Origin of the sequence: Salinadaptatus halalkaliphilus, from assembly GCF_006543045.1 — an archaeon.
Taxonomy (GTDB): Archaea; Halobacteriota; Halobacteria; order Halobacteriales; family Natrialbaceae; genus Salinadaptatus; species Salinadaptatus halalkaliphilus.
On the sequence record NZ_RBZW01000018.1, the window covers coordinates 1 to 25,723 of the forward strand.

Annotated in this window: 28 protein-coding genes, 1 tRNA gene and 1 pseudogene; 15 read left to right on the forward strand and 15 right to left on the reverse strand. The window is 60.3% G+C overall.

The annotated features are described in order from the left end of the window. Nucleotides 1-73: 73 nt before the first annotated feature. Both D8Y22_RS06530 and D8Y22_RS23320 read right to left on the reverse strand, forming a co-directional pair. A complete protein-coding gene (locus D8Y22_RS06530; protein ID WP_141463910.1) occupies nucleotides 74-1,204 on the reverse strand; it encodes a phage NrS-1 polymerase family protein in 1,131 nt (376 codons plus the stop codon). Nucleotides 1,205-1,529: 325 nt separating this feature from the next. Further along, nucleotides 1,530-1,667 carry an AbrB/MazE/SpoVT family DNA-binding domain-containing protein gene (locus tag D8Y22_RS23320; protein ID WP_141463911.1) on the reverse strand — a complete coding sequence of 46 codons (138 nt, stop codon included), beginning with the start codon at nucleotides 1,665-1,667 and terminating at the stop codon, nucleotides 1,530-1,532. A 90-nt stretch (nucleotides 1,668-1,757) separates the two neighbouring features. On the opposite strand from D8Y22_RS23320, the gene D8Y22_RS06540 reads away from it, so the two are divergent. The 7 genes from D8Y22_RS06540 (at nucleotide 1,758) to D8Y22_RS06570 (ending at nucleotide 8,026) form a co-directional block, all read left to right on the forward strand. After that, on the forward strand, nucleotides 1,758-2,381 hold the full coding sequence (locus tag D8Y22_RS06540; protein WP_141463912.1) for a hypothetical protein: 624 nt from the start codon (nucleotides 1,758-1,760) through the stop codon (nucleotides 2,379-2,381). Nucleotides 2,382-2,712: 331 nt separating this feature from the next. Next, the gene (locus tag D8Y22_RS06545; protein ID WP_141463913.1) at nucleotides 2,713-2,991 is read left to right on the forward strand and encodes a hypothetical protein; all 279 of its coding nucleotides are present in this window, start codon (nucleotides 2,713-2,715) and stop codon (nucleotides 2,989-2,991) included. Continuing rightward, nucleotides 2,988-4,508, forward strand: coding sequence for a phage terminase large subunit family protein (locus tag D8Y22_RS06550; protein WP_141463914.1), 1,521 nt, complete (start codon nucleotides 2,988-2,990; stop codon nucleotides 4,506-4,508). The genes D8Y22_RS06545 and D8Y22_RS06550 overlap by 4 nt, the downstream gene beginning before the upstream one ends. Before the next feature lie 71 nt (nucleotides 4,509-4,579). Next, complete coding sequence (locus D8Y22_RS06555; RefSeq protein ID WP_141463915.1) at nucleotides 4,580-5,167, forward strand: hypothetical protein; 588 nt, start codon at nucleotides 4,580-4,582, stop codon at nucleotides 5,165-5,167. Nucleotides 5,168-6,145: 978 nt separating this feature from the next. Further along, entirely contained in the window at nucleotides 6,146-6,781 is a 636-nt protein-coding gene (locus tag D8Y22_RS06560; protein ID WP_141463916.1) for a hypothetical protein, read from the forward strand. 10 nt (nucleotides 6,782-6,791) lie between these two features. Then, a complete protein-coding gene (locus tag D8Y22_RS06565; protein ID WP_141463917.1) occupies nucleotides 6,792-7,220 on the forward strand; it encodes a hypothetical protein in 429 nt (142 codons plus the stop codon). Between the two features lie 350 nt (nucleotides 7,221-7,570). Continuing rightward, nucleotides 7,571-8,026 (forward strand): hypothetical protein, encoded by a 456-nt coding sequence (locus D8Y22_RS06570; RefSeq protein ID WP_141463918.1) that lies wholly within the window; start codon nucleotides 7,571-7,573, stop codon nucleotides 8,024-8,026. A gap of 31 nt (nucleotides 8,027-8,057) precedes the next feature. Here D8Y22_RS06570 and D8Y22_RS06575 read toward each other — a convergent pair. Continuing rightward, nucleotides 8,058-8,309 (reverse strand): annotated as a pseudogene (locus D8Y22_RS06575) (hypothetical protein); the annotation flags it as partial. 199 nt (nucleotides 8,310-8,508) lie between these two features. On the opposite strand from D8Y22_RS06575, the gene D8Y22_RS06580 reads away from it, so the two are divergent. Beyond that, on the forward strand, nucleotides 8,509-8,895 hold the full coding sequence (locus D8Y22_RS06580; RefSeq protein ID WP_141463919.1) for a DUF1707 domain-containing protein: 387 nt from the start codon (nucleotides 8,509-8,511) through the stop codon (nucleotides 8,893-8,895). A gap of 68 nt (nucleotides 8,896-8,963) precedes the next feature. Here the strand turns inward: D8Y22_RS06580 and D8Y22_RS22270 are convergent, their stop codons facing one another. The 5 genes from D8Y22_RS22270 to dnaJ all read right to left on the reverse strand — a co-directional run bounded on the left by D8Y22_RS22270 (nucleotide 8,964) and on the right by dnaJ (nucleotide 13,726). Then, nucleotides 8,964-9,107 (reverse strand): hypothetical protein, encoded by a 144-nt coding sequence (locus tag D8Y22_RS22270; RefSeq protein WP_174811789.1) that lies wholly within the window; start codon nucleotides 9,105-9,107, stop codon nucleotides 8,964-8,966. Between the two features lie 72 nt (nucleotides 9,108-9,179). Beyond that, complete coding sequence (purF, locus tag D8Y22_RS06585) at nucleotides 9,180-10,652, reverse strand: amidophosphoribosyltransferase (protein WP_141463961.1); 1,473 nt, start codon at nucleotides 10,650-10,652, stop codon at nucleotides 9,180-9,182. Nucleotides 10,653-11,009: 357 nt separating this feature from the next. Further along, the gene (locus tag D8Y22_RS06590) at nucleotides 11,010-11,579 is read right to left on the reverse strand and encodes an NAD(P)/FAD-dependent oxidoreductase (protein ID WP_141463920.1); all 570 of its coding nucleotides are present in this window, start codon (nucleotides 11,577-11,579) and stop codon (nucleotides 11,010-11,012) included. Nucleotides 11,580-11,683: 104 nt separating this feature from the next. After that, on the reverse strand, nucleotides 11,684-12,442 hold the full coding sequence (locus tag D8Y22_RS06595; RefSeq protein ID WP_141463921.1) for an acyl-CoA synthetase family protein: 759 nt from the start codon (nucleotides 12,440-12,442) through the stop codon (nucleotides 11,684-11,686). Nucleotides 12,443-12,556: 114 nt separating this feature from the next. Beyond that, the gene (gene dnaJ / locus D8Y22_RS06600; protein WP_141463922.1) at nucleotides 12,557-13,726 is read right to left on the reverse strand and encodes a molecular chaperone DnaJ; all 1,170 of its coding nucleotides are present in this window, start codon (nucleotides 13,724-13,726) and stop codon (nucleotides 12,557-12,559) included. Nucleotides 13,727-13,843: 117 nt separating this feature from the next. Here dnaJ and D8Y22_RS06605 point away from each other — a divergent pair, with 117 nt between their 5' ends. Next, a complete protein-coding gene (locus D8Y22_RS06605; protein ID WP_141463923.1) occupies nucleotides 13,844-14,254 on the forward strand; it encodes a hypothetical protein in 411 nt (136 codons plus the stop codon). A gap of 114 nt (nucleotides 14,255-14,368) precedes the next feature. On the opposite strand, the gene D8Y22_RS06610 is transcribed toward D8Y22_RS06605, so the two are convergent. The 6 genes from D8Y22_RS06610 to D8Y22_RS06635 form a co-directional block, all read right to left on the reverse strand. Next, complete coding sequence (locus D8Y22_RS06610; protein ID WP_141463924.1) at nucleotides 14,369-14,965, reverse strand: hypothetical protein; 597 nt, start codon at nucleotides 14,963-14,965, stop codon at nucleotides 14,369-14,371. Between the two features lie 239 nt (nucleotides 14,966-15,204). Then, nucleotides 15,205-16,104, reverse strand: a complete 900-nt coding sequence (locus D8Y22_RS06615; RefSeq protein ID WP_141463925.1) for a polysaccharide deacetylase family protein — start codon at nucleotides 16,102-16,104, stop codon at nucleotides 15,205-15,207. Nucleotides 16,105-16,334: 230 nt separating this feature from the next. Continuing rightward, the gene (locus D8Y22_RS06620) at nucleotides 16,335-17,099 is read right to left on the reverse strand and encodes a CoA-transferase (protein WP_141463926.1); all 765 of its coding nucleotides are present in this window, start codon (nucleotides 17,097-17,099) and stop codon (nucleotides 16,335-16,337) included. Continuing rightward, nucleotides 17,096-18,034, reverse strand: coding sequence for a CoA transferase subunit A (locus D8Y22_RS06625; protein ID WP_174811790.1), 939 nt, complete (start codon nucleotides 18,032-18,034; stop codon nucleotides 17,096-17,098). The genes D8Y22_RS06620 and D8Y22_RS06625 overlap by 4 nt, the downstream gene beginning before the upstream one ends. After that, nucleotides 17,988-18,761 carry a cysteine dioxygenase family protein gene (locus D8Y22_RS06630; protein WP_141463928.1) on the reverse strand — a complete coding sequence of 258 codons (774 nt, stop codon included), beginning with the start codon at nucleotides 18,759-18,761 and terminating at the stop codon, nucleotides 17,988-17,990. The genes D8Y22_RS06625 and D8Y22_RS06630 overlap by 47 nt, the downstream gene beginning before the upstream one ends. 231 nt (nucleotides 18,762-18,992) lie before the next feature. Next, entirely contained in the window at nucleotides 18,993-19,763 is a 771-nt protein-coding gene (locus D8Y22_RS06635) for an HpcH/HpaI aldolase family protein (protein WP_217350864.1), read from the reverse strand. Between the two features lie 127 nt (nucleotides 19,764-19,890). Between D8Y22_RS06635 and D8Y22_RS06640 the strand changes: the two genes are divergently transcribed. From D8Y22_RS06640 to D8Y22_RS06655, 4 genes are all read left to right on the forward strand, one after another. Beyond that, nucleotides 19,891-20,070, forward strand: a complete 180-nt coding sequence (locus D8Y22_RS06640) for a hypothetical protein (protein ID WP_141463930.1) — start codon at nucleotides 19,891-19,893, stop codon at nucleotides 20,068-20,070. Further along, the gene (locus tag D8Y22_RS06645) at nucleotides 20,067-21,023 is read left to right on the forward strand and encodes a 3-hydroxyacyl-CoA dehydrogenase family protein (protein ID WP_141463931.1); all 957 of its coding nucleotides are present in this window, start codon (nucleotides 20,067-20,069) and stop codon (nucleotides 21,021-21,023) included. The genes D8Y22_RS06640 and D8Y22_RS06645 overlap by 4 nt, the downstream gene beginning before the upstream one ends. 48 nt (nucleotides 21,024-21,071) lie before the next feature. Then, complete coding sequence (locus tag D8Y22_RS06650; protein WP_141463932.1) at nucleotides 21,072-22,538, forward strand: aldehyde dehydrogenase family protein; 1,467 nt, start codon at nucleotides 21,072-21,074, stop codon at nucleotides 22,536-22,538. Between the two features lie 161 nt (nucleotides 22,539-22,699). Then, a complete protein-coding gene (locus D8Y22_RS06655) occupies nucleotides 22,700-23,638 on the forward strand; it encodes an NAD(P)-dependent oxidoreductase (protein ID WP_141463933.1) in 939 nt (312 codons plus the stop codon). Between the two features lie 149 nt (nucleotides 23,639-23,787). On the opposite strand, the gene D8Y22_RS06660 is transcribed toward D8Y22_RS06655, so the two are convergent. After that, nucleotides 23,788-23,862 (reverse strand) — tRNA-Val (locus D8Y22_RS06660). 181 nt (nucleotides 23,863-24,043) lie between these two features. Here D8Y22_RS06660 and trpD point away from each other — a divergent pair. Both trpD and D8Y22_RS06670 read left to right on the forward strand, forming a co-directional pair. Beyond that, nucleotides 24,044-25,060 carry an anthranilate phosphoribosyltransferase gene (gene trpD / locus D8Y22_RS06665; protein ID WP_141463934.1) on the forward strand — a complete coding sequence of 339 codons (1,017 nt, stop codon included), beginning with the start codon at nucleotides 24,044-24,046 and terminating at the stop codon, nucleotides 25,058-25,060. Further along, on the forward strand, nucleotides 25,057-25,719 hold the full coding sequence (locus D8Y22_RS06670; protein ID WP_141463935.1) for a phosphoribosylanthranilate isomerase: 663 nt from the start codon (nucleotides 25,057-25,059) through the stop codon (nucleotides 25,717-25,719). Before trpD ends, D8Y22_RS06670 begins: the two co-directional genes overlap by 4 nt. Nucleotides 25,720-25,723: the final 4 nt, after the last annotated feature.

A 25,723-nucleotide genomic window follows, 5' to 3' on the forward strand; every position in this document is an offset into this window, starting at 1 on the left:
GAGAATCGTATCCGATGTCTGCTGCCTGTTCATATCGCGTCCGTTGAACGCTTCCTACGAGAGAGTACCGAAATCAGCCCGGGCTAAACACATACAAGGTGATTATCGCGTCCCCGACGCTTTCGGTGTTGACGACACTCGAGATACCGACCGGGATACTTTCGCCGTTCTCTGTTCGGGTTGCTACTCGACTCGGATCAATATGGTACTGTCGAGAAGCGTGGCGGAACAATTCAATTAGTCCCGAATCGTCCGTATCGGGTTCTGGATTGGTGGTTTCCCCGGTTGAACCCTCGGGGTTGTAAGTGTCTGAGACAGGGAACACTTTGCTCTCCAAGTAATCGTCAAAGTCCCGCATGGACTCCTCTGGTTTTTGCTGGGCTAGAGGGGATTGCTTGAACAACTTTCGCGTTCGTTGCTCGTCGTTCCCGGTCCAAAACGCTAACTTACTCACAAGGGCATTTCGAGCCTCACTGTGGCTTGGATAGCCCGACGTGTCTCCGTCCCATAGTCGTTTGAACTTCCCGCCGTCGTCGGCGTTCTTAGCCTTCTCGAGTAGTTCCCTGTCGGATAGGCCCACTGGTTCATTTGGCCCGTTAAAACCGTCCTGTGGCCGTTTCTCGTCGCTCTCGTCGGGTGACTTGTCGTAGCCGGTTGCACGAATCGCACCCACAAGGACGTGAGCGGAGATTTCGGCTATTGGCCTATCGTGTAGGATGGTGTACTGTCCACCTTCGGGCTTCTCACACTCGTCGCACCAATCCTTATCACAGCCGTCTAGCTGCGATCCGGGGCCGACGACGTACTGGTTAGATACCCGGACTTCCCCCCACTCTGGTTGTGGGTTATCAACACCGAATGCGTCTTTAATTACTTCTGGGGCGTTGGGGACGTGATAGTATCGGTGTTCAGCGTCATGAGCTGATTGGATAGTGAGTGTATCCTGTAAACCATTTATGGGACCAAGGTCGTGACTTTCGTCGTAGTCGTCAATGTCGATTTCGACCAAACCACGGCCAGCATACACACCGTAGTTTCCGGTCACTACAGCAGGCTCAGATTGGGTGTGATTCGTACTGGCCTTACCACCGTTTTCCACATTGATGAACCGGTCCGTGGGTAATCCCGATTCGTCTAACCGCTGGGCCACTATCTCTTTCAGTGAAACGGCATCATCGTCACTGGGGGTATTAGCTTGGCTCATGAATTCACCTCAAAAAGCTCACGACAGTCACGGCACAGTCGGGTACCGCCGGTTTCAATCACGCCAGTTGTAGACCAACAATTAGGCGTGTGACACACACCCGTAGATTCAAGACTACGGCGAACAACACTATTCATAGACGACTCACCTCACAGTCGTCGTCAAACTCAACCCAACTTTCAGGGCCGTATCCCACTACGGCCTTACCGCTTTCACTCATCGTTAGTCGGACCCCTCAATTTCGAGCAGAGCCTTCGCCACGTCCGCCGTGGGAAGGTCTTTCTCTGCGTGACGCTCGAGCAGGCCCCGGTTCTCTGCGATAGCGTCAGTCATCGGAATCACCCCCCAGTGGCTTCACGTCGATAACGACGTAATCGCCGTGTTCAATGCCGAGATCCCGGCGAACTTCAGCCGGTATCGTAACACGCCCCTGCTTTAGAACGCGGGTTGGTGCTTTGCTCATGTTCTGTCTGATTTGTACGGGTGGACAAATTATAAGTAAATGCGCCGCATACCCATTTATATGGTTGATAGCTCCAGTCGAGGGCCAAGTTTGCTAACCAAGGATATGCGCGAGTTGTTGAAACTTGAACCAGAGAACGACAACCGGATAAGAGATCGGCGGACGAAAATACGGAAAAGGGTCCGTGATGGATTGTATGATTTCACGTACCTCAACCAGTACGCTAAGGAAACGGACGTTAGGCAAATATTCGACCACAAATATGAGGTTCCCAACCAAGTGAAAGGTGTTGAGCATAGCGACACCGAGGAGAGTAAAGCCGCTATCAGCTCACAGATGAACGTACCGGGGCAGTTCGTTCCCGTTCGTCACATGATTCAATTCGCTTACCGTGGAATGCGAGCGAATGGCATGGATGCCGATGAGTTCGTTAACAAGATCCTTGAACCGTCTATCCAAAAGGGGGAAGCGAAACACAAGGATGTTGACCGGGGGCAAGTGGAATGTGACTTGACTCTGAAAACGCTCGAGGTTCATTACGACAAGGGTGAAATGGACCCTATTGAGAAGTGGGAACGGGGTTTAGGCTTGTCCAGTGATGATATACGGACCCTTCACAAGCGGGTTAGTGAACACCCCGAAGTAGAGGAGACGCTTGGCAGAGATATTGGCGAACTCATTAACAAGTATCTGGTTGACGACCCCGACGACTAACCGCGTCCTCTCTTTTTCCACAGTCCGCTGTGCAAAGGGTACAGAGGGTAGGGGCGATTTGGCTTATTTCCCGCGCACGCACGCACGCGGGATTAACGTCAGCCCGGGGGGACCCTTTGCACCCTTTGCACGTCCTGCGATTTGAATCCCTCTCCGCTGTGGTAGTAGGGTGAGAAGGTGCCGCCACGCCGCTAGTGGCCGACCCTCCCGGTATATCGTAGCGGTGGCAACTCGAGAAACGGACGCTCGTGGTAGTGAGTCGGTCGTCCGTTGGCAAACCGTTTTGGTGCTTGTCGGACGATAGGCAGGTAGCTAACGGGGCGATACGACCATGAGTGTGCAACCAGAGACGATCCAGGGAGCGCCGGACACGCCGGACGAATACGACGAGATGGTAGAACAGCTAGACGAGATTATCGAACTCGGCTTGTCCAAGTTGACGGGTGACGGTCGGATTCGGGATAACGAGAAGGCCAAGGCACGGTGTGAGTACATGAAGCGCGTTGAGCAAGCGGTGAAAGCGAAGCGCCAGGTCGTCAAGGACAAGCGATTGATGGAAATGGGCCGGAAACTCGAGAAGCTTGAAGAATCGGGTGAGATCGACCTATGAGCAGGATACCGACCGAAGGGGAGATTACCAGCCGACTCGAGAATATCCCCGACGAACTCGAGTCAACTACTGGGGACGAAATAACGGTCCTGTGGGGGACTGCAGACCCGGAACGACGGCCGCACGGGGTAACGTGGGTACCAGAGACGGGTGCGCTCACATACGACCTATGGAGCGCACAACGGAACGCACTCGAGACGGTTGACAGTGGGGAGAACGACATTACGGCGTTCCTTGCTGGCTACGGGAGTGGAAAGACTATCTTCGGCGCTCGGTGGCTCATCAAACAGGCACTCGAGCATGATGGAAGCCGATTCCTTGCTATGGGGATTGACTTTCAAAAAGCACGGGACGCAACCTTTCGAGTTCTCTTTGAGCAGTTGCCGGGTGAACGGACGGGGATCGTCACCTCGAGTTACAACGGGCCGGAACAGTCGCCTATCGTCACGGACTACAACCGACAGAACCACCGGCTAACGCTTGTGAACGACTCGGTGATTAAGCTGGGGAGTGCCGACCGATGGAACCGATACGCGGGTGACTCTTACGGCGGCGTGTGGCTTGACGAACCGAGCCACTACGGCGAAGATTTGCACGACCTGCTCGAAATGATCGGGAGTCGGCTTCGCGGTGTTGACGGTCCAAAAACACAGCTGTGGACACTCACCGGGAACGGGTATAACGCGGCGTTCGACATACTCGAGCGTGGGATTGATTCGGACGGCAACGAACTGGGGTTGAAGATTGAAACCGTCCGTGCGTCAACCCTCGAGAATCCGTATCTGGATAGTGGCGAGAAAGAGCGTTTCGAGCGACAGTTTGGAAATACCGGCCGTGAGAGTCAGGCACTCTTTGGTGGCTTCGCGGACGGCGGCGGCAAGATCCTACGGCGTGACCAACTCAAATTCGTTGACGAGGACGACGTAGCCGTTGACTGGGGAGCCTGCAGGTATCACGTCGGGGTTGACCTAGCCTATGTCGCGGATAAGCGGAAAGCGGAAGCCACCGATTCGGACTATACGGCGTTTGTCGTGGTTGCTGAACACACGTCGAAGGCTCGAGCGTATGTGTTCGACCTTGCCCGTGAACGTGGCTTGTCGCTCCAAGAGCAGATCGAAATGCTCGCCCGGATAGCCGATCAACTCCCGAATCCACACGTAAAGATCGAGGACGTAGGCGCTCAGTCGTACTTTGTGCAAGAGGCGCGGCGGAAAGTGCCGGGTCAGATTCAAGCGGTTAACCCGACGCAAAGTAAGACCGAACGAATCCAAGATATGAGCGTAGTATTCGAACGCGGTGACGCGGTACTACTCAATGAAGAACGCGACGAGAACCTTGGGTATGACGCACGGTTTCGGCCGTTCGTGCGTGAGTGGCTCGAGTTCGGTAACGACCAAAGCCCCGACCTGTTGGACGCTGCATATTACGCCCTGCATGGAATCCACCTTGGCGGCGGTGGCTCGAGACAAGGGATGTATTCGTTCGACCCCTATGGTGGCGAGAAAGGCGAAGGATAAAGCACGCGGTTTTCTTCTCTTTGTTTGAACAGTCCACTAATTTGATGGTCGGATGTTTACTTGGGTGGACTATGGGACTCTTAGACAAGATCACAGGCGCACTTTCCGACGACGAAAGCGAATCGGACTCGAGTGAGTCAACCAGTGATGAGCAGGTCAATATAGAAAGGCGAACCGAGATTATCACTGAACACTATGGCGAGATTGATCGTAATCAGGCGCAGCGAATCGCGGATATACTCAAGAATACTATTGACGGCGATGAGAAGTTCACATTTGACGATATAAGGAACGAGATTGAGGAAAGTGTAGGGCTGTCCCGCGACTTCGCGGAACGAATCGTACAGAATGAACATACCTCTATCCAAATGAGCCGACGTTTTGGGGATTATAAACGCCAAGTAGAAGAAATGGGGCTAAATGGGGAGTACTATGTTTCGGCTCCTACGGACGACCGATCACACCCGGTCGAAATAGAAGCGGTCGAAGAAACGAATCCGTTTGAGGGTGGCGATCCGTTGCCGATAGACGAATTACACGACTTGCTCAAATCGAAAGCTGAAAAGTACCAGGATGAAGGTGGTACGCCGGAACGTATGGACCACTGGGTTCCTCACGAAAAGCCACGGCTGAGTATCGTTAGAATGCCGGGTTCCTAACTCGAGTCGATTCGGTAGCCAAACAAACTAGTCACTCTGTCACACACTTCTAAACGCCCATAACGGGTTTACCCGACGTGTGAGTAACAAACCGAATTCCGCAACTGGACGGTTGCTGCATTTGGAGTTATGTCACTCACATTCGGACGCTCCGGCGGTCGTCAACTCACTCACGTCGGGTAAAGACGGCGGTCGTTCGGAGTGTCCCGCCCTACTGCTATCCTGTGATGGCCGAATGCTTATACCTAGTTAGTTCCATAATTTATTCATGTTCAGTAGGGCGATTCGACCACTACCAGAAACGCTAGAAATCGTCGCTCGAGGTGGGGGACTGCATGACTGATTTCATGTTCAGTAACCCACCTGAGAAGCCACCTAAACCAGACGAAACGCCGTTCAGTGACCTGTTTGGGGTTAGCCATACAAAGACGTGGAAACCGCTTATCAACTCCTGTATGCGCCTTGTGTCTGATCTTGAGCAAGAACGGACACTTACAACTCGAGAAGTATCGTCACGGGCTAGCTATCCGTCGTTTTTCAGTTCGGAAGGACATGACGAGGTGTACTTTTGGACCCGTGTTTGTCCGACGCTCGAGAGTCACCCAAACGTCCGGTGGAACGACTGTTGGAAGCTCGACCCGGAACGGGCGCTTTCTGACGACGAATGGAAGGACGTGGCCAGTGGGTTCAATATTCAGAAAAATCACAAAGACGACCCACGGCGGTACTACCCGCGTATTATCAAGGGGATGTACCAAACGGTGCGGAATACCTACGAATCGGACGATTCCCGACACGGCGTTTCGCCGTTAGAACTAGAGCGGAATACGATGCACATTCAGCGGCGACACCTGAAAAAGTGCGTCAACTATCTGAGGGAGTTTCCCGATATTGTACCACCATCGGCTGTTGACGACCGTCCTGATTGGGTGTACGTGGATGAATCGACTACGAACGATAGCTAGGAGGATACGAGACATGAGTGACCTACTCCCCGATTCGAAACCGACCGACGAACCTGACGACGAACTCCAAGAGGAACCCACGGAACGACGGGTTGAAGATACGCCGTTTACGTGCGTTCCGTGGATTACTTCGAAAAGCACCGGGCGGAAAACCCTCGAGCAGGCTTTGGAGGTTCGTGACGAAATCCAAATGCTTGGCGAAGCCTATGACGACGAACTCGAGGATAACGTCAAGCCGTTCAGTTGGTCGGGGACCGATCACACGGTAGATCGGGATATTGTGTATTGGCGGTACGTCGGACCGACAGTTGCGACCTGCTCGGACGTGGAATGGGTCGGCCATATCGGGTTTGATGAATCCGAAGGCTACCCGTCGTTTCACGAACTCAAGGATATAGCAGCTATTCACTTGCCGGACCGGGCTGTAGACGAGTATGCAACCCCGACGGCGCGTATTGTGACAAAGATCGGTCGTCTCCATAGGGAACAGAACGGCCGACGGGTTGCCCTGCGAGAACTCGGTAAATACGGGTATGGTCCTAGTTCAGATTGGAGACGTGCATACCGAAAGTTTGCCCCACTAATGCCACAGATTCGACCGGCGAACGGTCGTAATGAACCTGATTGGAAGTGGGTCAAAAGCGACTAACCGAGAATCCATGACCGGCACAGAACACAAAGTGCTGAACCTGTACGGCGAACAGATAGACCACTTCGAGAAAGCAAAGGAACGGATGGAAACCCGGACGGGCGAGGAGTTCACACACGGCCAGATAATCCGCATTGTGTGTGCGTGTTATCTCGCGGACGGCCAAGGCGTGCCTGACATACTCGCGGACTTACACCCGGAACACGCGAGCGATAACGGCGATCCTGTGTTTTCGCTTGCCGAATTGAACGAATTTCACGACATGGACCCGAACATTCTCCGGCGGCTAGCTGCACGGACGGGCACGGATTCCATCAAAGGGAAATCGTACAGCGAATACGAATTGAAAGGTTACTTCGCCCGTGGTGCCACGTCGGACTCAGACGAGTCAACACCGAACCCGGCTGTTGTCGGCCGTAAGAGTCCACAAGGTGATTAGATGGACATACCGGACATTGAAAGCCGATTCGGTGATACGAAAACGGCGGTTCGGAAGACTCGAGCGAAAGTTCAGAACAGTATTTCAATTCTACCGGACCGGCGTATCTGTGACAAGTGTGGTGCTGAATGCGAAGCCGGAAGTGCGTTCGACCCGGATACCGGCGCGTTCCACCAAGGGCCGGGAGGGTATCGCCCTGCGTGGCTGTGTACGAACGACGATTGTGATGCGAAGTACCGACGCGAAGGCCCTAACGTCACGTTCGACCCATACGACCGTTAACCAAGTTCCTTAGCGCCGACTGTCTACAGTCACGCAGGCTTATGTTCGCCCGAGCGTAAGCCGTAGCTATGAGCCTGAACGTTGAAGTCCCCGACCCACCGGAGTTGCGGGACGTTGATCCGAACGAATACGAGGATGCGGAGATAGTCGGGGAAACCGACTACAAGCGGGACGAAATATCTGACCTACTCCAAGAAGGTGCGTGGCAAGAAGCGTGGAACACATGGGTTGAAGACACAGACCTAGACGAGAGTGAATATGCGGTCGTTGAGGATCTGAACCTTATTCGAGAATTTGATTTCTTTTGGGATTCGTTCGCTGATAGGGTTGGCTATCACGCACCGGGCATTCCCGAAGACTGGCAGGAACGCGAATACCATCCAGACCTTGAGACATGGGGGGCGGTTTCGTCAATCAATGCTGAACTCACGGAACTAGGGCAAATCGTCTGCGAGGTACTGAAAGAGAACTATATTGACTGGGAATCTGATTACGAACCCCCGGACGACCTACCCGATTTCTGAGTTAGAATAACCGGCAAGTCGTACTGTTCATGTCCCAGAAGAAATCGAAGTCGGCGAACAGCTCGAGGTCGCGAGCGATGTCGAACTCCCGGCGTTCGAGATCCGTCTCGCTGCGCCACTCAGCGAACGCTTCCGCCCAGGCACCGTCCTCGAGGAACGCCTGTAGCTCCTCTCGGCGATAGTCGATATCGGTGCCGTCGGCGCTGATCGTCGCGTCCTCGTACTCGTTCGGATCGACGAACGCCAGTTCCGGCGACGCAGGTGGCTCGACCTCCAGTCCCATACGCGTTCGTTAGATCGGTTGCGGGATAAGAATTCCCCGTCGTGGACGGCTGCCTATCGCCCCCTCGACTGAGACGGATTCCTGTACCGATGTCCCGGCCCAGCCGCCGCCCGGGTCGCGGCTGGGCCGGAACTGACGGACAGGAAACCGTATGGCGGCCGTCCAACAGTATATTTACCACGAGACTGTACGGTCGTGTATGGGCAGTGAGAGTGGGAGCAGGGACTACAGCCTCACCGAAATATTCGCGATCAAGTTCGTGCTCGCCGACGTCGTGATCATCGTCGCCCTCTTGCTTGCCGGCCCGTGGGTCGCCGTCGCGATTACCGCGCTGTTCGTCCTCAGTTTCGTTTTCCTGTGGTACGTCATGGAGGGCTCGAGCGACGACGAAGCGACGACACAACGGGCCACGGAGTCGACGGCCGAACGCCCGGATCCGGTGACGCGGCTCCAACAGCGTTACGCAGACGGCGACCTCTCGGAGTCGGAGTTCGAGCGCCGCCTCGAGCGACTGATCGACGCGAACGAACGCGCCGATGCGGCGGGCCTCGAGACCGACGACCTCGAACTCGAGCGGTCGGGGTAACGAGTCGACCGAGACGGATAGCAATGCACACTTGATCGGACGACGCAAGCGCGGATCAGAGCCGGCTATTACGTGATTAGTTCCTGAAAGAGGTCGCTAAAGACGATCAAAAACAGCGCGGCTATGATAATGAGGATGAGAAATCCAAAGAAGATAAACGCAGCCTGGCGTCCGGTAAGCGATTCGCCTTCGAGAAATTCCTCGAGTTCCATACGCTCCGTATATTCTCAATCAATACAATCGTTTGGGTACGAACGGCAGTCAACAGGCCGGGACCAGTTCGCTCAATCGTCGGCGTGAAGCCGCGTCTCGCCGACATTGGGGCGTGTGACATCTCGGTCGGTTTCCTCGCCGTCGATGTCGTATGGATATTCGCCGGTGACACAACCCAAGCAGAGATCGAGACGCTCCATGTCGAGTACGTCGGCGACGGCATCCGTCGAGAGGTACGCCAGGCTGTCGGCGTCGATCGCGTCGCGAATCTCGGCCGTCGTCTTGTCGGATGCGATCAGTTCCTCGCGGGTAGCCATGTCGATACCCATGTAGCAGGGGGCGACGATCTCGGGAGCACCGATTCGGACGTGGACTTCCTCGGCGCCGCAGTCTTTGAGCAGTTGGACGAGTTGGGTCGAGGTTGTCCCGCGGACGATGCTGTCGTCGATGACGGTGACGGTCTTGCCTTCGACCGTGGATTTGATCGGGTTGAGCTTCAGACGCACCGCGCGCTCGCGTTCGTCCTGTGTGGGCATGATAAACGTCCGGCCGACGTACCGATTTTTCATCAGTCCTTCGGCGAACTCGACGCCTTCGTCGGCGTCCGCTCGAGGGGTGCCATCGGCCATGGTTTCGCTGGCGGCGTCGGCATAGCCCGAGGCGAACGCCCGCCCGGAGTCGGGCACCGGCATGACGACGTCGGTCTCGACGCCGCTTTCGGCCCAGAGCTTGCGACCCAGGTTGCGCCGTGCTTCGTAGACGAGCGTGTCGTCGATGACGCTGTCCGGGCGCGCGAAGTAAACGTGCTCGAAGAAACAATGGGCCGTATTCTCGTTGTCGATTAGTTGGTAGGAGTCGAACCCCTGACCGTCGTCTTGCAGGACGACCAGCTCGCCGGGGCGCACGTCTCGAACGAGAGTACCGTCCAGGGTATCGATCGCCGCCGATTCCGAGGCCAGGATGTAGCCGTCCTCGAGTTCGCCGATACAGAGCGGACGATTGCCCTGGGGGTCGCGCACGCCGAGGATGGTGTCGTCGTGGCTGATCGTTAGCGCGTACGAGCCGTGGATCCGTCCCATCGTCCGCTTGACAGCGCGGACGAGATCTTCCTCGAGGAGGTTTCGCGCGAGGTCGTGGGCGATGACCTCGGTATCGCCGTCGCTGGTGAAGGCGTGGCCGCCGGCGGCCAATTCTTCACGGATTTCGTCGGCGTTGACGAGGTTGCCGTTGTGCGAGAGTCCGAGTGAGCCGCTCTTGAACGAGACCGAAAACGGCTGTGCACAGGAGGAGTCAACCGACCCCGCGGTTGGGTACCGGACGTGGCCGATGCCCGTCGAGCCGTTGAGCACGTCCAAGTCGTCTTCCTCGAAGACCTCGCCCACTAGCCCCATGTCGACGTGGCTGTGTTGCTGGAAGCCGTCGTGGGTGACGATGCCAGCCGATTCTTGGCCGCGATGCTGGAGTGCATACAACGCGTAGTACAACGGTCGTGCCGCCGATCGACCGTCGAGTGAGACGCCGACGACGCCGCACTTTTCGGTCATTCCTGTTCGCCGGGGAGTCTCGCCCCGCCCATCAGTCATGGGAGTCAGTAGGATACCGAGTCGATAAAAATCCCCGTGTTTGTGCCTCCACTCAGGCCTTCTAAACTGTATAGTATCCACGAATATGCATATTCTCGAGGGCGATAGACCGCCGTTCGGAGAGGTGTTCCTCGCTGCTGTCGAAACCGCCTCGAGTAGCCGATTTACTGTGCGTCATTGCCGGCCCACCCGCGACCCGGAGCGGGTGCGCCGGGACATCGGTATAGCAGTCCGTCTCATACGGATTGCTGTACCGATTTACCGGCGAAACCGCAGACGGGTCGCGGTTTCGGCGGTAACGACTTACAGTAAACCGTATCAGTCCTCGAGAGCGGGAACGTCGTCCGGCACGTCGAAGTCGTGGAAGTGTTCGCCCTTCTCCTTGCTCAGGATGTGCAGGGCCGCCGAGGCGCCGTCGCCCGCAGCGATGACCGCCTGCCACTCTTCGGCCCGGACCATCGCGCCGGTCGCGTACAGGTTGTCGACGCTCGTCTCCATGTCGAGGTCGACGTCGACGGTGCCTTGGTCGTCGAACGAACACTCGAGATCATCGGCGATCGATCGGTCGGCACCCGTCGCGAGGACGACGTAGTCGGCGTCGTACGTATCGTCCTCGGTCTCGACGGTGAAGCCGTCGCCATCCGCCTCGACGTCGGTCGCTTCTTCGCCGACGCGGACGTCGGCACCTCTGTCGCCGACCTGTCCGCGTGTCACTGCCATGAACTCGTCGCCGCTGATACTCCGGATTCCCGGATAGTTGAACAGGTGTGCCTTGTGCATCCACGTCTCGTCGGTGTCGAAGACGACGGTCTCGAGGCCGTTTTTCGCGGTGAACAGTGCTGCACTCAATCCGGCGGGACCACCGCCGACGATCGCGACAGCTGGCATGTATCTGTTCACCACGAACGGTGGGATAAGGAATTTCGTCCGCGCCCGTGACTGTCTCCGTTGTCGATCGATGACCGGGTTCACGGTAGCGACAGCGGTCCGTATCAGCCGTCGACGTTCGCGGGATTGATTCGCTCGGCTTCCGGCGCTCGGTCGCTCGAGACGGCGATCGAGCGCTCGCCTGCTTCGTCCGCAGCGTCGTCGCCGGCCAGCACGATCACACCGTCGGCGAGCAACGGCGCGATCACGCCAGCGACGACCACGCGCGGATCGGCGACCGACTCTCGAACGACGACACGATCGTCTTCCTCGAGGCCGTACTCGTCGATCACCTCTCGAGCGGCTTCGAGGACGGCCGTGTGTGACCAGGTTTGTTCACCGGTCGGTCCCAAGCCGTTTGTCAGGACGGCGGTGTCGGGATCGATATCGAGCGGCGGAAAGGACGGGTTCTCGGTCCAGATGCCGGCGTCGAAGTGGTGAACGTCCGGCTCCGTCGGTTTGTCGCCGTAGCCGACCCGTTGAGCACCTGGCGGGAGGTCGTACCGTCCCGACTCGAGGTCGGCGACCGGTGCGACGAGCGCCCGGAAATCGTCCGCGTCCGCGAGATCCGTCGGCGGTTCGAAGCGCGTCGTACCCTCGAGCAGCGTCGTCCCGAAGAAGGCGAGCAACGCGAGCGGACCCGAGCCCACGGTACCAACGGTAACACCCTCGCGAATGCCGGCGTGGCGCAGGAAGTTACCAGCCTGCCACGAACTCGTACAGAACCAGTGGCGATCGAACGCTCGCCCAGTCGCGTCGACCAGCGCCGTCCGATCGTCGCGTAACTCGCGAGTGACGAGCTCGTCGACCGTAGTCACAGTCATGGCACGTACTCGCGTGCGATCGGAAAAAAGGCCCTCGAATTGCGTTTTCCTCCCGGTTTTAGGACCCGCCGTATGCAGGAAGGACCGATGGCCGAGCGGACAACTCGTCGCAGATCAGAACGCGCGCTTGATCTTTTCGAAGAAGCCGTCCTTGATCTCGATCTCGTCGCCGCCGGCCTCGGCGAAGGCCTCGAGGGCGTCGCGCTGTTCTTCGTTTAGACTCTCCGGGGTGACGACTTGAATCTGGACGTAGAGATCGCCGCGGCCGCGCCCGCGGAGTCGCGGCATCCCCTTCCCCTCGAGGCGGAACGTCTCGCCGCTCTGGGTTCCCGTGGGAACGTCGAACTCGACCGCGCCATCGAGCGTGGGGACTTCGACGGTGTCGCCGAAGGTCGCCTGCGGGAACGAGACCGGGAGCCGGTAGCGCAGGTCGTCGTCCTCGCGCTCGAAGTCGTCGTGCTCGCGGACCGAGACATCGATCAGCAGGTCGCCGCTGGGGCCGCCCTCCGGGCTGGGCGCGCCTTCGCGTTCCATCCGCAGGGTCTGGCCGGTCTGGATGCCGGCCGGCACTTCGACGGTCAGGGTTGCCTCGTTGCGGACGTAGCCCTCGCCCCGACACTCGCTACAGGTCTCGGAGTAGAGCGTCCCCTCGCCCTCACAGCGCTGACAGGTCGTCGTCTGCTGGACGCGACCCAGCGGCGTCTGCTGGACCTGCGTGACCTGTCCGCGACCCTGACACTCCGGGCACGTTCGGGCGTCCGCGTCGGGTGGATGTCCCTCGCCGTCACAGGCGTCGCAGGCCTCGGGTCGTTCGATCGTGAACTGCTTTTCAGCCCCCTCGAAGGCCTCCTCGAGGTCGATCTCGAGTTCCGTCCGAAGATCCTGTCCTTTGCGCGCGCGCTGGCGGCCACGGCCGCCGCCTCTGCCGCCGCCAAAGACTTGCTCGAAGATGTCGCCGAGTCCGCCACCGCCCATGCCGCCTCCGCCGCCCATTCCACCGAAGGGGCCACCGCCCATGCCGCCGGCACCCCCCTCGCTGGCGTCGAAGCCGTGCTTTTCGGCCTGCTCGTAGCGGTCGTGGCCCATTCGATCGTAAGCTTGGCGCTTCTCCTCGTCGGTCAGTACCTGCTTTGCCTTCTGGATCTTCTTGAACTTCTCCTCGGCGTTTGGATCGTCGCTGACATCGGGATGATACTCCGTCGCCTTCTCCCGGTAGGCCGATTTGATCTCCTCGGCGGAGGCGTCGGAACTCACGCCGAGTACGTCGTAGAAATCCTCGCTCATTCGTTGTGCCCCGATACTCGGTTGAGCCACTTGAAACGAACGTTCCCGCGAGAGCGCACGGACCGCGAGTCGCGCTCGGTAATCACGCTCATTATGCTGGCGGTACGATAGCCGACTATGACTGCAGCCCGATACAAGGTATTCGGCGTCTACGTCTCCGAACCCGTCTTCGACGCGCTCGAGGAGTACCTCTACGAAGAAGCAGGCGTCCTCGAGCTCGAGGAGTACTTCGCGGCGTCGACCGATTCGATCTCGGAAGGCGATCCGGGCGCCGACGCGACCGACGCGCTCGTCGCCGACCTGGTCGAATCGTTCGCCGACTGTTACGATGCCGCGGCCTTCGACAGCGCACGGTCGGTCGATCCCGACGCGTTCGCGCTGGTCCAGCTCGCCGCCGAGCCGACGCGAGTCTCGGCACTTCGCGAGCGTTTCCAGGCCGCGGGAACGATTCAGGAGACCGACCTCCGAACAGTCCAGACCGCGATCCTCGAGGCGTATCTGATCGAGGAGTCCTCGATTGCGGTATGACCGGTTCGACGAGCAACACGCTCGAGACCGCGCTCGTCCAGCTAGGTGGCACCTGCGTGCACCTCCCGCCTTGGCCTCGTTCGTCGACGGCGAAGTGGAAATCGACGACCGGATCTACGAGCCGTGGGGGGTCTCCGGTGGGACGACCATCGGATCGACGGCCGAACACGGCCACGAGTCGGACTCTTGAATCGTCACGGACGCACGCTCGTCGAGTACACCCAACACTTCGTCTTCGTGGACGAGCACGCGGTCGATCTCGTCGTTGTTGTCACCTTTGAGAACGAGGACGCGGTCGCCTTCCATCGCCTTTATGTCCGCGTACTGCTGGGGGGACTCGAGCGTCTTCGTCCGGTTCTCTCGTTGGGCGACGAGCAACCCGTTTTTCTTCGCGTAGTGGTTCGCCTCGGACATATCGTACGGATCGTACTCCGCGACGACGCGGTGGGCGATCCAGGGATTGGTCTCGACCGTGGACGATCCGTTGATATCGGTTTCGACGTGTTCGGAATCGAAGGCGACGACTTCGCCCTCGAGCGAGGACTCGCCGTCCCACGATTGGGCAGCGACGACGTTACAGCCGGCCGGAATCGCCGGGTCCATACTGTTCCCGGCGACAAAGACAAGCCCGCCCGTCGGCGTTACTAACTGGACGGAAATCGTCCCGAGTAGACAGGCAAAGAGGAGCAGGAGATTTCCTTTGTGAGTCATATACGATCGGATGAAATAGTATCTAAAGATAATGTTCTCTGTAACACGGAGCAATCCTCGGTTACTGGCGTCTCGACCCGCTTGTGATCACCCGCTTGGCCACCAACGGTTCGGACGTCGGGTTCAGACGAAGACCGATCACAGAACACCATCCATCCGATAATCCGCCCCCTACCGTCCGTTTGGAACCGATAGGGGACGCCTAATCGGAAACCCTCGCGGGATCGTTCCACCAATGCTCACACGTAGTCGCCCGTCGGTTCGTACACCGACGGATCGTCTCGATACGTTTCGGCGACCGTCTCGAGGGTGACGAACGCCGCGTCGTCGTGGCCCTGGACGTACTCGATGAACTCCTCGAAGATCGGGATCATGTGGGGCAGGCCGTGGATATCGGGATGGATAGTAAACGTGTAGACGCCGGCGCCGCGGCGATCGACCAGATAGTCGAACTGGCGCTTGTAATACTGCTCATACATCATCTTTGGGTCCTTATACCCTGCGTGATAGATCGGTTGCTTGATGAACAGCATCGGCGGAATGTCGTCGCGGTACCAGCTAATCGGAATCTCGACGACGTCGGTTTCCTCGCCGTACTGGTAGGGTTCCATCCAGGTCTCGGGATCCTTGTCGTAGTCGATCTTCGCCCAGCTATCGCCCTCGCGCATCCAGCCCGGCTCGAACTGGCGCTCCATGAGGCTGCTGTCGTAGTCGAAGCCGTGTTTCTGGACCAATTCGGGCGTGTTCTCGCTGAACTCCCACCAGCTCGCGCGGTGGCCCGTCGGTTTTGACCCGGTGACGTCCTCGATCAGATCGATCGAGACCTCGAGGATCGCGTCCTCTTGCTCGCGCTCTAAGTCGGTCGGATTCTCGTGGGAGTAGCCGTGGACGCCGAGTTCGTGGCCGGCAGCGGCGACTGCTTCGATCTCGTCTCGAAACGTCTCGATGGTATGGCCGGGAACGTACCAGCTCGTGTCGATGCCCGTCTCCTCGAACAGCGTGAGCATCCGCGGAATGCCTTCGGTACCAGCCGAGAGTCCGCGTGAGAGATCCGCCGGCGAATCTTCACCGCCGTAGGAGCCGAGCCAGCCGGCGACACAATCCGCGTCGACACCGATCGCGACATCGATAGTACCCATACACCAGCGCCACCACGAGGGTACAAAATCCTATGACGGGCTCGCCCTGACAGTCCCACGAACGAACTGATTCATACGGACTGGTGTCGTTCGTTACCGGTGATCGCTGAACCCGCTCGAGCGCTCACCGGTAAAACGCGACACCAATTCGTATCACAGCCCGACTCCGATTCGATCGATCGACCGTGTGCAGACCGCTATGACGGGCACGCGACTCGTCGAGGCCCACCTCACTCGAGTGCAGACAGCGTCTCGAACCCCGATCGGCGAACGCGGTTCGGGTCGACTCGCTCTATTAGCGCACGCTGGTCTGCGTCCGGTATTGGCGTCCGTTCGATCGGGCCGAACTGTACGTCCCATCCAGTCCGCTCACGGATCCGCTCGCGGCTCACGCCAGGATGGATCGACACGACCTGCAGTTCACCGTTGCGACGCTCGAATTCGCACAACGGTGTGATCAGATACGAGAGGTTCCCCGTCGCCGTGACGAAGTCGACATCCGCCGGCAACGAGCGCGGTCGATGTTCGGTCCGCCAGGCCCAGGCCTCCTCGACGAGTCCCAGCAGCGAGCCGGTGCCGCCACCGCCGCCGAACTTGACTGTCGGCTCCGCCCACGAGCCAGCGACGGTGTTGTTGAGTCGGCCGTGACGGTCGATCTGGGCACCGCCGACGAACATCACGTCGACGCCGCCTCGAGCCGCGAGGTCGAACGCCTCCGGCGAGGTGAACTGCGCCGACGCGCCCTCGAGGAGGTGAGCATCTTCAGTCGAGAGCGGCATCGCCGCGGGCTCCCCGTCGACGGCACCCGAGGCGCTGAGGTGCGTAACGCCGGTCCGCTCGCGGGCCACCCGCAGCGCGACGGTTGGCAGCGGCGAGGCGAAGCCCTGAAACGCGACCCCGATGTCCTCGAGTCGGCGAACGATCGCCCACGTCATCACCTCCGCGACCGTACACTCGGTCTCCGGCGCCGGATCGTGCGTCGCTCGTGCGGTCACGACGAGACCTCCGTCGGCGAGTCGAGCGACGTGGTCGGCTGCCACTCGAGGGCTGACTCGCGACCGTCGATCGACGCGGCGCGATACGTCGACTCGTCCTCGCCGAGGACTCCCTCGAGATAGTCCTCGAGGTCGTTCGATCGCGAGTGCTCGAGGTAGCTCTCGAGGTTGTCGCGGTCGTACTCGTAGGCTCCCGGACAGCTACACGGATGTCCACCGTAGGGAACTTCGGCGACGGCGTCGACGAGCACCCCCGGAACGTCGACCGCGCCGGGATCGGTCGCGAACGCGTCCGGCTCGACGATCCGTTCTGCCGTTACGAACGTCCGCCGTGCGGCCTTCGCGAGCAATTCTTCCGTCAGGTCCGCGCCGTCGAAGCGAACGTTGCCGCTGGTATCGGCCTCCGTTGCGTGGACGACGGCGACGTCCGGTCGAATCCGACGCACCGCATAGGTCGACTCACCGGTGAACGGATCCGTCGTCTCGGCGAGGTAGTCGCTGCCGACGTCGAGCAGGTCGCTGCCAGCGAGTCCCGCGACGGGAAGGTAGCCCACGCCCTGGCTCGCGGCTCGCAACCCGGTCGCGACCGTGTAGCAGGTCCCCTCACGGGCCTCGAGCTCGCCGGCTTCGATCGCCTGGCGAACGTTCGGCGCGAGCCCGTACGCTTCGAAGCCGACGTAACCGTAGGCCGCCGCCTCGAGCTGGTCGGTGCCGGCGAGCAGGTCGACGTCCATCGAGTTGGCCAGTCCGACCGCGACGAGATTCGAGACATCCTGTCGAACGAGCTCGCGGACGAACGCCATCGGGGCGCGGTGTAACGTCTTGCCGCCGAATCCGACGGTCGAGCCGTCATCGACGCGCTCGACGAGCGTCGACAGGTTGACGACATCAGTCATCGTGCTCGAGGAGGTCGCCGTGATCGTGGGCGTGCTCATTGTCGTCGCCATCGTGGGTATGATTGTGGTCGCCGTGGTCGTGCCCATTCCCGTGGACCCGATCGCCCGACGGCGGATCCATCACGACATCACAGGCGACGTTCGAGTAACCGGAGTGAAAGAGTTCGACTTCACCCTCGTCGACGTCGAAAGCGTGGCGCTCGAGACAGCCGACGTCGGCCCCCAGCAGGTGAACGCTGACGCTTGGCTCGTCGGAGACGGTCTCGACGGAGTGGATGTCGTTGTTCGGCGGCACCAGCCGGTAGTAGTCGCCGGGACCGTTTCGTTCAGAACGGAGCTTCTCGAGATCGGCGTCCCCCTCGTGGCCGCCGTCGTCGACGCGACGGTAGAAGTCCTCGCGCTGGGCGCCGCTGAAGATGCCGACGAGCCCCCACGCGAGGTGGTCGTGAACCGGCGTCGACGCCCCCGGCGGCAGGACGAGCGTGAACAACGCGAGTTTGTTCCCGAACCGATAGAGCAACCACTGGGCGATATCCTCACCCATGTTCCCCTTCCCTTCTTCGTCCTCGCCGGGGAGCTCGCAGAACGAGTCGGGGAGCCAGTCGTCGTCTCGAAGCAACGCCTCGAAGGGGTCCTCGAGGGCGTCTAACAGGGCGGGAATGTCCTCGTACTCTTCGGCCGTCTCGTGGACCAGCTCGACGAACTCTTCGAGGCGGTCGTCCTCGTGAAAGTACTCGGGCGTTGGATCGTTATCTGTGGCTGCCATCTGTTAGTGTGGTTTGGGTTGACACCGCATAAAGGTCTTCACTACTCCGCTAACCGCGTTTCGGAACCGTCGTACGGACCGCTGTCAGTCAGTTCCGGTGTGACGACGACCCGTCGTGCGATCACGCTGGGATGTCGTGCAGCAACCGTCTCATACGGTTTACTGTAAGTCATTTTCGGCACAACCGCGACCCGGACGGCGGTTGCGCCGGTAAATCGTTACCAATCCGTCTCACTCGCGAAGCGACTCGAGGCGGTCCTCGTACGTCTCGACGACCGCAGAGAGTTCGCTGCCGAGGGTGAGCACATCGTAGCCGGCCTCGAGGGCATCGTCGGCGGACTCCGCCGTCGGGAACGTCTGTCCGGCCGGCACCCCGGCCTCGTTCGCCCGGTTCACGACGCGTTCGATTCGATCTTGGACCGCCGGGGCCGTCTTGTCGAACGGTTTTCCAAGCGATACCGACAGATCGGCCGGCCCCATGAACACGAAACCGAGTTCGGGAACGGAGAGTATGTCGTCGATGTCGTCGACCGCATCGTCGTTTTCGATCATCGCGCCGACAAAGATATCGTCGTCCCGGTCGTCCGCGGGTCGTGATCCGGTGCCCCAGCCGTTTGCCCGCGCGATGCCGGCGCCGCGTCGTCCCGGTTCGCCGTCGTACGAGAACTGTGTCGCACTGATCGCCGATCGAACCGCCTCGGCCGACCTGATTCTCGGCAAGACGAGCGTCTTAACACCCGTATCCAGCACCTTTCGAATCATGTGGGCGTCGGTAGACGGCACGCGAACCATCAGTTCGATCCCCGAACTCTCTGCGGCTCTCGTGAGCTGTTCGAGGAGATGGCTATCGACGGGATTCGGTCCAGCGTGTTCGAAATCGAGCCAGACGTAGTCGAATCCCAGCGAGGCGTACACCTCGACGACCGACGGCGAAAACGTTCGCGCGTCTGCACCGAACACCGGCTGTCCGGACGCTATACGCTGCATGAGTTGATTTGTCACGGCACGAACAACCATGGCCGTAATTCGTAAATACGTTACTTTGGCGGCACCCGAACAGGATGGAATCCTCACTCGAGAGTCACGAGGCCCCAGAGGACTTTAGACGGTTCGTGCCGACAAAAGACCGATGTTCGACCAACTCACGCCATCGCGTCATCGATTCCCTGCTGGGAGGGACGGCGATAGGACGACACCGATCGACAAGCCGTCCGAGAGACGGATCGATACTGGCGGACAGAACGACGAGAGCAACCGAGACACCGAGCACCGACGCGCCGATCGGACCGGTGACGACGTCCCACGATGACCGACCCGATCGACGCCGCCGTCGTTGTCGGCGCGGGGACGATGGGCGTCGGATTAGCGATGCAGTTCGCTCGAGCGGGCGTCTCGGTGACGCTCGTCGACCATCGGCAGGCGAATCTCGACCGGGCGGACGAGGAACTGGCGACGGTCACCGACTTTCTCGAAGCGAACGACCTCCTGGGCGAGCCGACCGCAGCACTCGAGCGCATCGAGACGACGCTCGACCTCGAAGCCGCCGTCGAAACCGAGCGCTTCGTTCTGGAGACCATCTCCGAGGATCTCGAGGCCAAACGCCGACTGTTCGAACGGATCGTAGCCGCCGGGACCGAGTCGACGATCCTGGCGACGAACACCTCGAGTCTACGGATCACCGACATCGCAGCGGGCCTCTCTGATGGGGCGGCGAGAGTCGTCGGTTGTCACTGGTGGAATCCGCCGTATCTGCTCCCGGTCGTCGAGGTGATTCCGGGGACAGACACCGCCGAGTGGGTCGTCGACGCGACCGCGGCGTTCGTCCAGCGCGTCGATCGCGATCCGATACTGGTCAACAAAGACGTGCCAGGGTTCGTCTGGAACCGGATTCAGTTCGCCGTTCTCCGAGAGTGTCTTCACATCGTCGAATCGGGAATCGCTGCCGTCGAAGACGTCGAGCGCGCAGTCAGAGACGGGTACGCGACGCGGACTGCGGTCGTAGGACCGTTCGAAACGGTCGATATCTCCGGTCTCGAACTGTTCGAGCGCATCGCCGCGGAACTCAACCCGGAGCTGTCCACTGCGAGCGATCCGTCCGACCTGTACGAACAACACCGGCAACAAGGTCGTGACGGAGTCTCGGCCGGTGCGGGATTTCTGCGCTACGACGCGGATCGATCCTCGGTCCTCGAGGCAAGAGACGAACGACTCGTCGAGATCCGTCGAGCGCTGGGATCGGACGACCCGAACGACGGCTCGTAGTAGTGACAAAACGTTAATCCCCGTCGCTCGGCAAGGGTTCTCGTGAGTATGTGTCCCAATAACGCGACAACCGACGACGAGTACGACCTGTTTATCGACGGCGAAACGGCGCCAGCAGCATCGGGTGAGCGACTTGTCGTCGAGGATTCCGCGACCGAGGAGCCGGTCGCGACCGTCAGTGCGGGTTCGGACCCGGATATCGACCGCGCCGTCGACGCCGCACGCGATGCACAGCGTGACTGGCACGAGACGAGTCCGGTAGAACGCGGTCGCATTCTCGGGCGGGCGGGAGAGCGTATCGAGGCGAACAAAGACGCGCTCGCACAACTCTTGACTCGAGAGAACGGGAAACCGATTTCGCAGTCCCGGACCGAACTCGAGGTCGCAGCCAGATACTTCGAATACTACGCTGGTGCGACAGACAAATTTCAGGGGGAGACGATCCCGCTGGGAGCCGAGCACGTCGATTATACGGTCCACGAGCCGCTCGGAGTGACCGGCCATATCGTCCCCTGGAACTTCCCGACTTCGCTGTTTGCCCGAACCGTCGCGCCGGCGCTCGCTGTCGGCAACGCCGCCGTCGTCAAACCGGCAGAACAGACGCCGCTGACCGCCGTCGTTCTCGGCGAACTGCTCGACGAGGCGGGCGTTCCCGACGGGGCGATCAACGTGGTTCCGGGCGACGGGACGACGGCGGGCGCCGCACTCACCGAACACGATGACGTCGACGGGATCGCGTTTACGGGCTCCGTCCCGACAGGGGCGGAAGTCGCCGCGACGGCGGCACGACAGCTCAAACCCGTTCACATCGAGGCCGGTGGCAAGAATCCGAACGTGGTGTTTCCGGACGCGGACCTCGAGCAGGCCCTCGAGCAGACGGTCATCTCAATCTTCTCGCGGAATGCGGGACAGGTCTGTTCGGCGGGCGATCGGCTGATCGTCCACCAGGACATCCACGACGAATTCGTCGACCGACTCGTCGAACGGGTTCGAACGCTCACGGTCGGGCCGGGTCTCGACGATCCCGACGTTGGCGCGCTCGTCTCCGAAACCCAGTACAAGACGGTCAAAGACTACATCGAGATCGGGACGAGCGAGGTCGGTGAACCGATCGTCGGTGGTGTCCCTGACGACACCGAAACCGGATACTTCGTCGAACCCACGATATTCGACGGTGCGAGCAACGACCACCGGATCAGCCAGGAGGAAATTTTCGGACCGGTATTATCGGTGATTCCGTTCAGCGACGAGGCCGAAGCGATCGACATCGCAAACGATACGGAGTACGGACTCACCGCCGGCATTTTCACCGAAGACCTCCGGCGCGCCCACCGATTCGCTCGAGACGTCGTCGCCGGACAAGTCTACGTCAACGAGTGGTTCGCGGGCGGCGTCGAGACGCCGTTTGGCGGCACTCGACAGAGCGGATTCGGACGCGAAAAGGGACTGGAAGGACTCGAGCAGTTCGCAGAAACGAAAAACGTGTGTGTAAACATCGGCCACACCCAGGAGTGACGGTCGACGGGCGAAATCCGTGAGAGGGTGAGCGTACGTACTGAGGAGAGCGTGTCCTACGAGATCGGCAACGGGGAAAGCGTCGCTGTGAGATTGCTGGCGGTATTGTGCTGTGGGGTACGCGATACTTATTTGCTCTTGGATGATTGTTTATATCTAGCATGGCGAAACCTGCCGTCGGCGTGATCGGTCTTGGCCGAATGGGTAGCAGTATCGCGACGCGACTCGCCACATCGGGCTACTCGGTTACGGGATACGACGCCGACAACGAAACCGTCCGGAACGTCACCGACGGCGACGTTCGCCGCGGGGAATCGACCGACTGCGTCGCAGCCGAGGCCGACGTTATCATCACCAGCCTGCCGACGCCAGCAGTCGTCGAGGCCGTCTACCTCGGCGACGACGGGATCGACGCGGGCGCAACGCGAGGCGACGGCGTCGTCGCGCTCGAGATGAGCACGATAGAGCCGGACACGACGCGCCGCATCGCGGCGAAAAGCGACGGTGTCGAACTCCTCGACGCACCCGTCAGCGGCGGTCCGTCCAACTGCAGCGACGGCTCGCTCGTGACCATCGTCGGCGGGGACGAGGACGTGTACCAGCTCGATGCGGTACAGGAACTCCTCGAGTGTCTCAGCGACCGAACCTTCTACGCGGGCGAAGTAGGCGCCGGACACACGGTGAAGTTGTTGAACAACGTCCTCTCGATGGGGAATCTCCTGCTCGCGATGGAGGCCGCGTCGCTCGGCGTCGCCGCCGGCGTCGACGGCAAGGTGCTCGAGGACATCCTGACGAATACGGGTGGCGCGTCCAACCAGCTGCGAAAGCGACTGCCCAAGGCGTTGAACCGAAACTTCGAGGCCGGCTTTACCGTCGACTACGCCCGAAAAGACACGGGTTTAGCGCTCGAGATGGGGAACAACCAGGAGATGCCGCTGATGTTGACCGCCCTTGTCAATCAGCTGTATACGCGAGCGAGCGCGGAAGGACTCGGGGACGAAGACTGCTGTAGCGTCGTCAAACTCTTCGAGCAGAGTACGGGCGTTCCCGTCGAATCCGAGCGGTACGTCGACGAAACGTTCGACGGATACGTTCGGTGAAACCGGTCGGCAGTTTGAACCACGCCGAGACGTTCTTGCTCGCTCCCTGCGGTCGCTGCGCGAGCTGCGACTCGTCTGGTTCAAATTGGCATTTCAATTTTGACGGAACGAACGACTCACTTCGCTCGTCGTTGTTGTTCCGTCAAAAATGGGTTGGGGCAGATTTGAACTGCCGGCCTCCTCCATGTCAAGGAGGTGTCATAACCAGACTAGACCACCAACCCGCCTGGTTTCGCTCGTGGCGCCTGTCGCCACCTCGTCTGCACTCAGTGCTTGCCCGCCACCGTAATTGAAGGTTTCGAATCGGTTGCCGTACGCGGGTGGAACTCATGGGTCGCGTCGATACGCTTAAGTCCATGTACTGATTTGGACATTGTAAGACAACTACGTACATTGGTGTTCACTATGCAGGAGTACGTCGAACGCGTTACGGACGGCAAAGATCTCTCACAATCGGAAGCTCGAGCCGCCTCGACGGCCGTGTTCGAGGAGGCGACGGAGGCACAGATCGGTGCGTTGCTCGCAGCGCTACGGGCGAAAGGCGAAACGGAAGCCGAAATCGCCGGCTTCGCCCAGGGAATGCGCGAGGCCGCACGGACGATTTCGCCCGATCGCGATCCCCTGGTCGACACCTGTGGGACCGGCGGCGACGACTACAACACGATCAACGTCTCGACGACGAGCGCGATCGTCGCCGCCGGCGCGGGCGTCCCCGTCGCGAAACACGGAAACTACTCCGTCTCGTCGTCCTCGGGCAGTGCGGATGTCTTAGAGGCGGTTGGCGTCGACGTCGAGGCCGAACCGCCAGCCGTCGAAGCGGCGATCGAAGACGACGGCATCGGCTTCATGCTCGCGCCCGTCTTTCATCCGGCGATGAAAGCCGTCATCGGTCCGCGCAAGGAACTTGGCATGCGAACGGTATTCAACGTGCTCGGACCGTTGACGAACCCTGCCGGCGCGGATGCCCAGGTCGTCGGCGTCTACGATCCCGACCTCGTCCCGACGCTTGCGGACGCCCTCGCACGGATGGATGTCGAGCGAGCGCTGGTCGTCCACGGTAGCGGCACGGACGAAATCGCGATCCACGGCGAGACCACCGTCGCCGAAGTCGACGGCGAATCGGTCGACACCTACAGCCTCGAGCCCGCGGACCTCGGGCTCACCGAGCACGCAATCGAGGACATCGCCGGCGGTTCGCCCGCGGCAAACGCCCGCGATATGCGTGGTATCGTCGAGGGAGACGTCTCGGGCGCGAAACGAGCGGTCATCCTCGCGAACGCCGGTGCCGCGATCTACGTCGCCGGCGAAGCCCCCTCGCTCGAGGCCGGCGCCGAGGCCGCCGCGGCCGCGATCGACGACGGCGACGCTGGGACGAAACTCGAGCAACTCCGTACAGTCACGCCGGAACCGGAGGGACGATGAGTCGCGTCAAGATCTGTGGATTGACGACCGAGAGCGACCTCGAGACGGCGGTCGACGCCGGCGCCGACGCGGTGGGCATCATCTGTGACGTTCCCGTGGAGACGCCTCGCGAGGTCTCGCTCGAGCGTGCGCGGACTCTCGCGGCAGCGACGCCGCCGTTCGTCACGAGCGTCCTCGTCACGATGGCGACGGCACCGACACGAACGAACGAATTGGTCGCCGCGATCGAACCGGACGCGGTACAGCTTCACGGCGACGTTAGTCGCGACGAGCTGTCGGCGCTTCGTGACGACCTCGAGGCCGACCTCCTGCTCGCCGTAGCTGCCGACGATGTCGCCGCTGGCGAGAACTACGACGATCTCGTCGACGGATTCGTCGTCGATAGCGTCGACGACGAGGGCGGCGGCGGCACCGGCGAGACCCACGACTGGGACCGGACCCGCGAGGCGACGGCCGACCTCGAGTCTCCGATAATTCTCGCCGGCGGCTTGACGCCGGCCAACGTCGCCGACGCCGTTCGAACCGCCGAACCGTTCGCCGTCGACGTGGCAAGCGGCGTCGAGTACGAGGGCGGGCACAAAGACGACGATGCGGTCTACGCCTTCGTCGAGCGAGCGAACCGAGCGAGCCAGACCACCGAGCCGACTGTCTCTTCGTGATTTC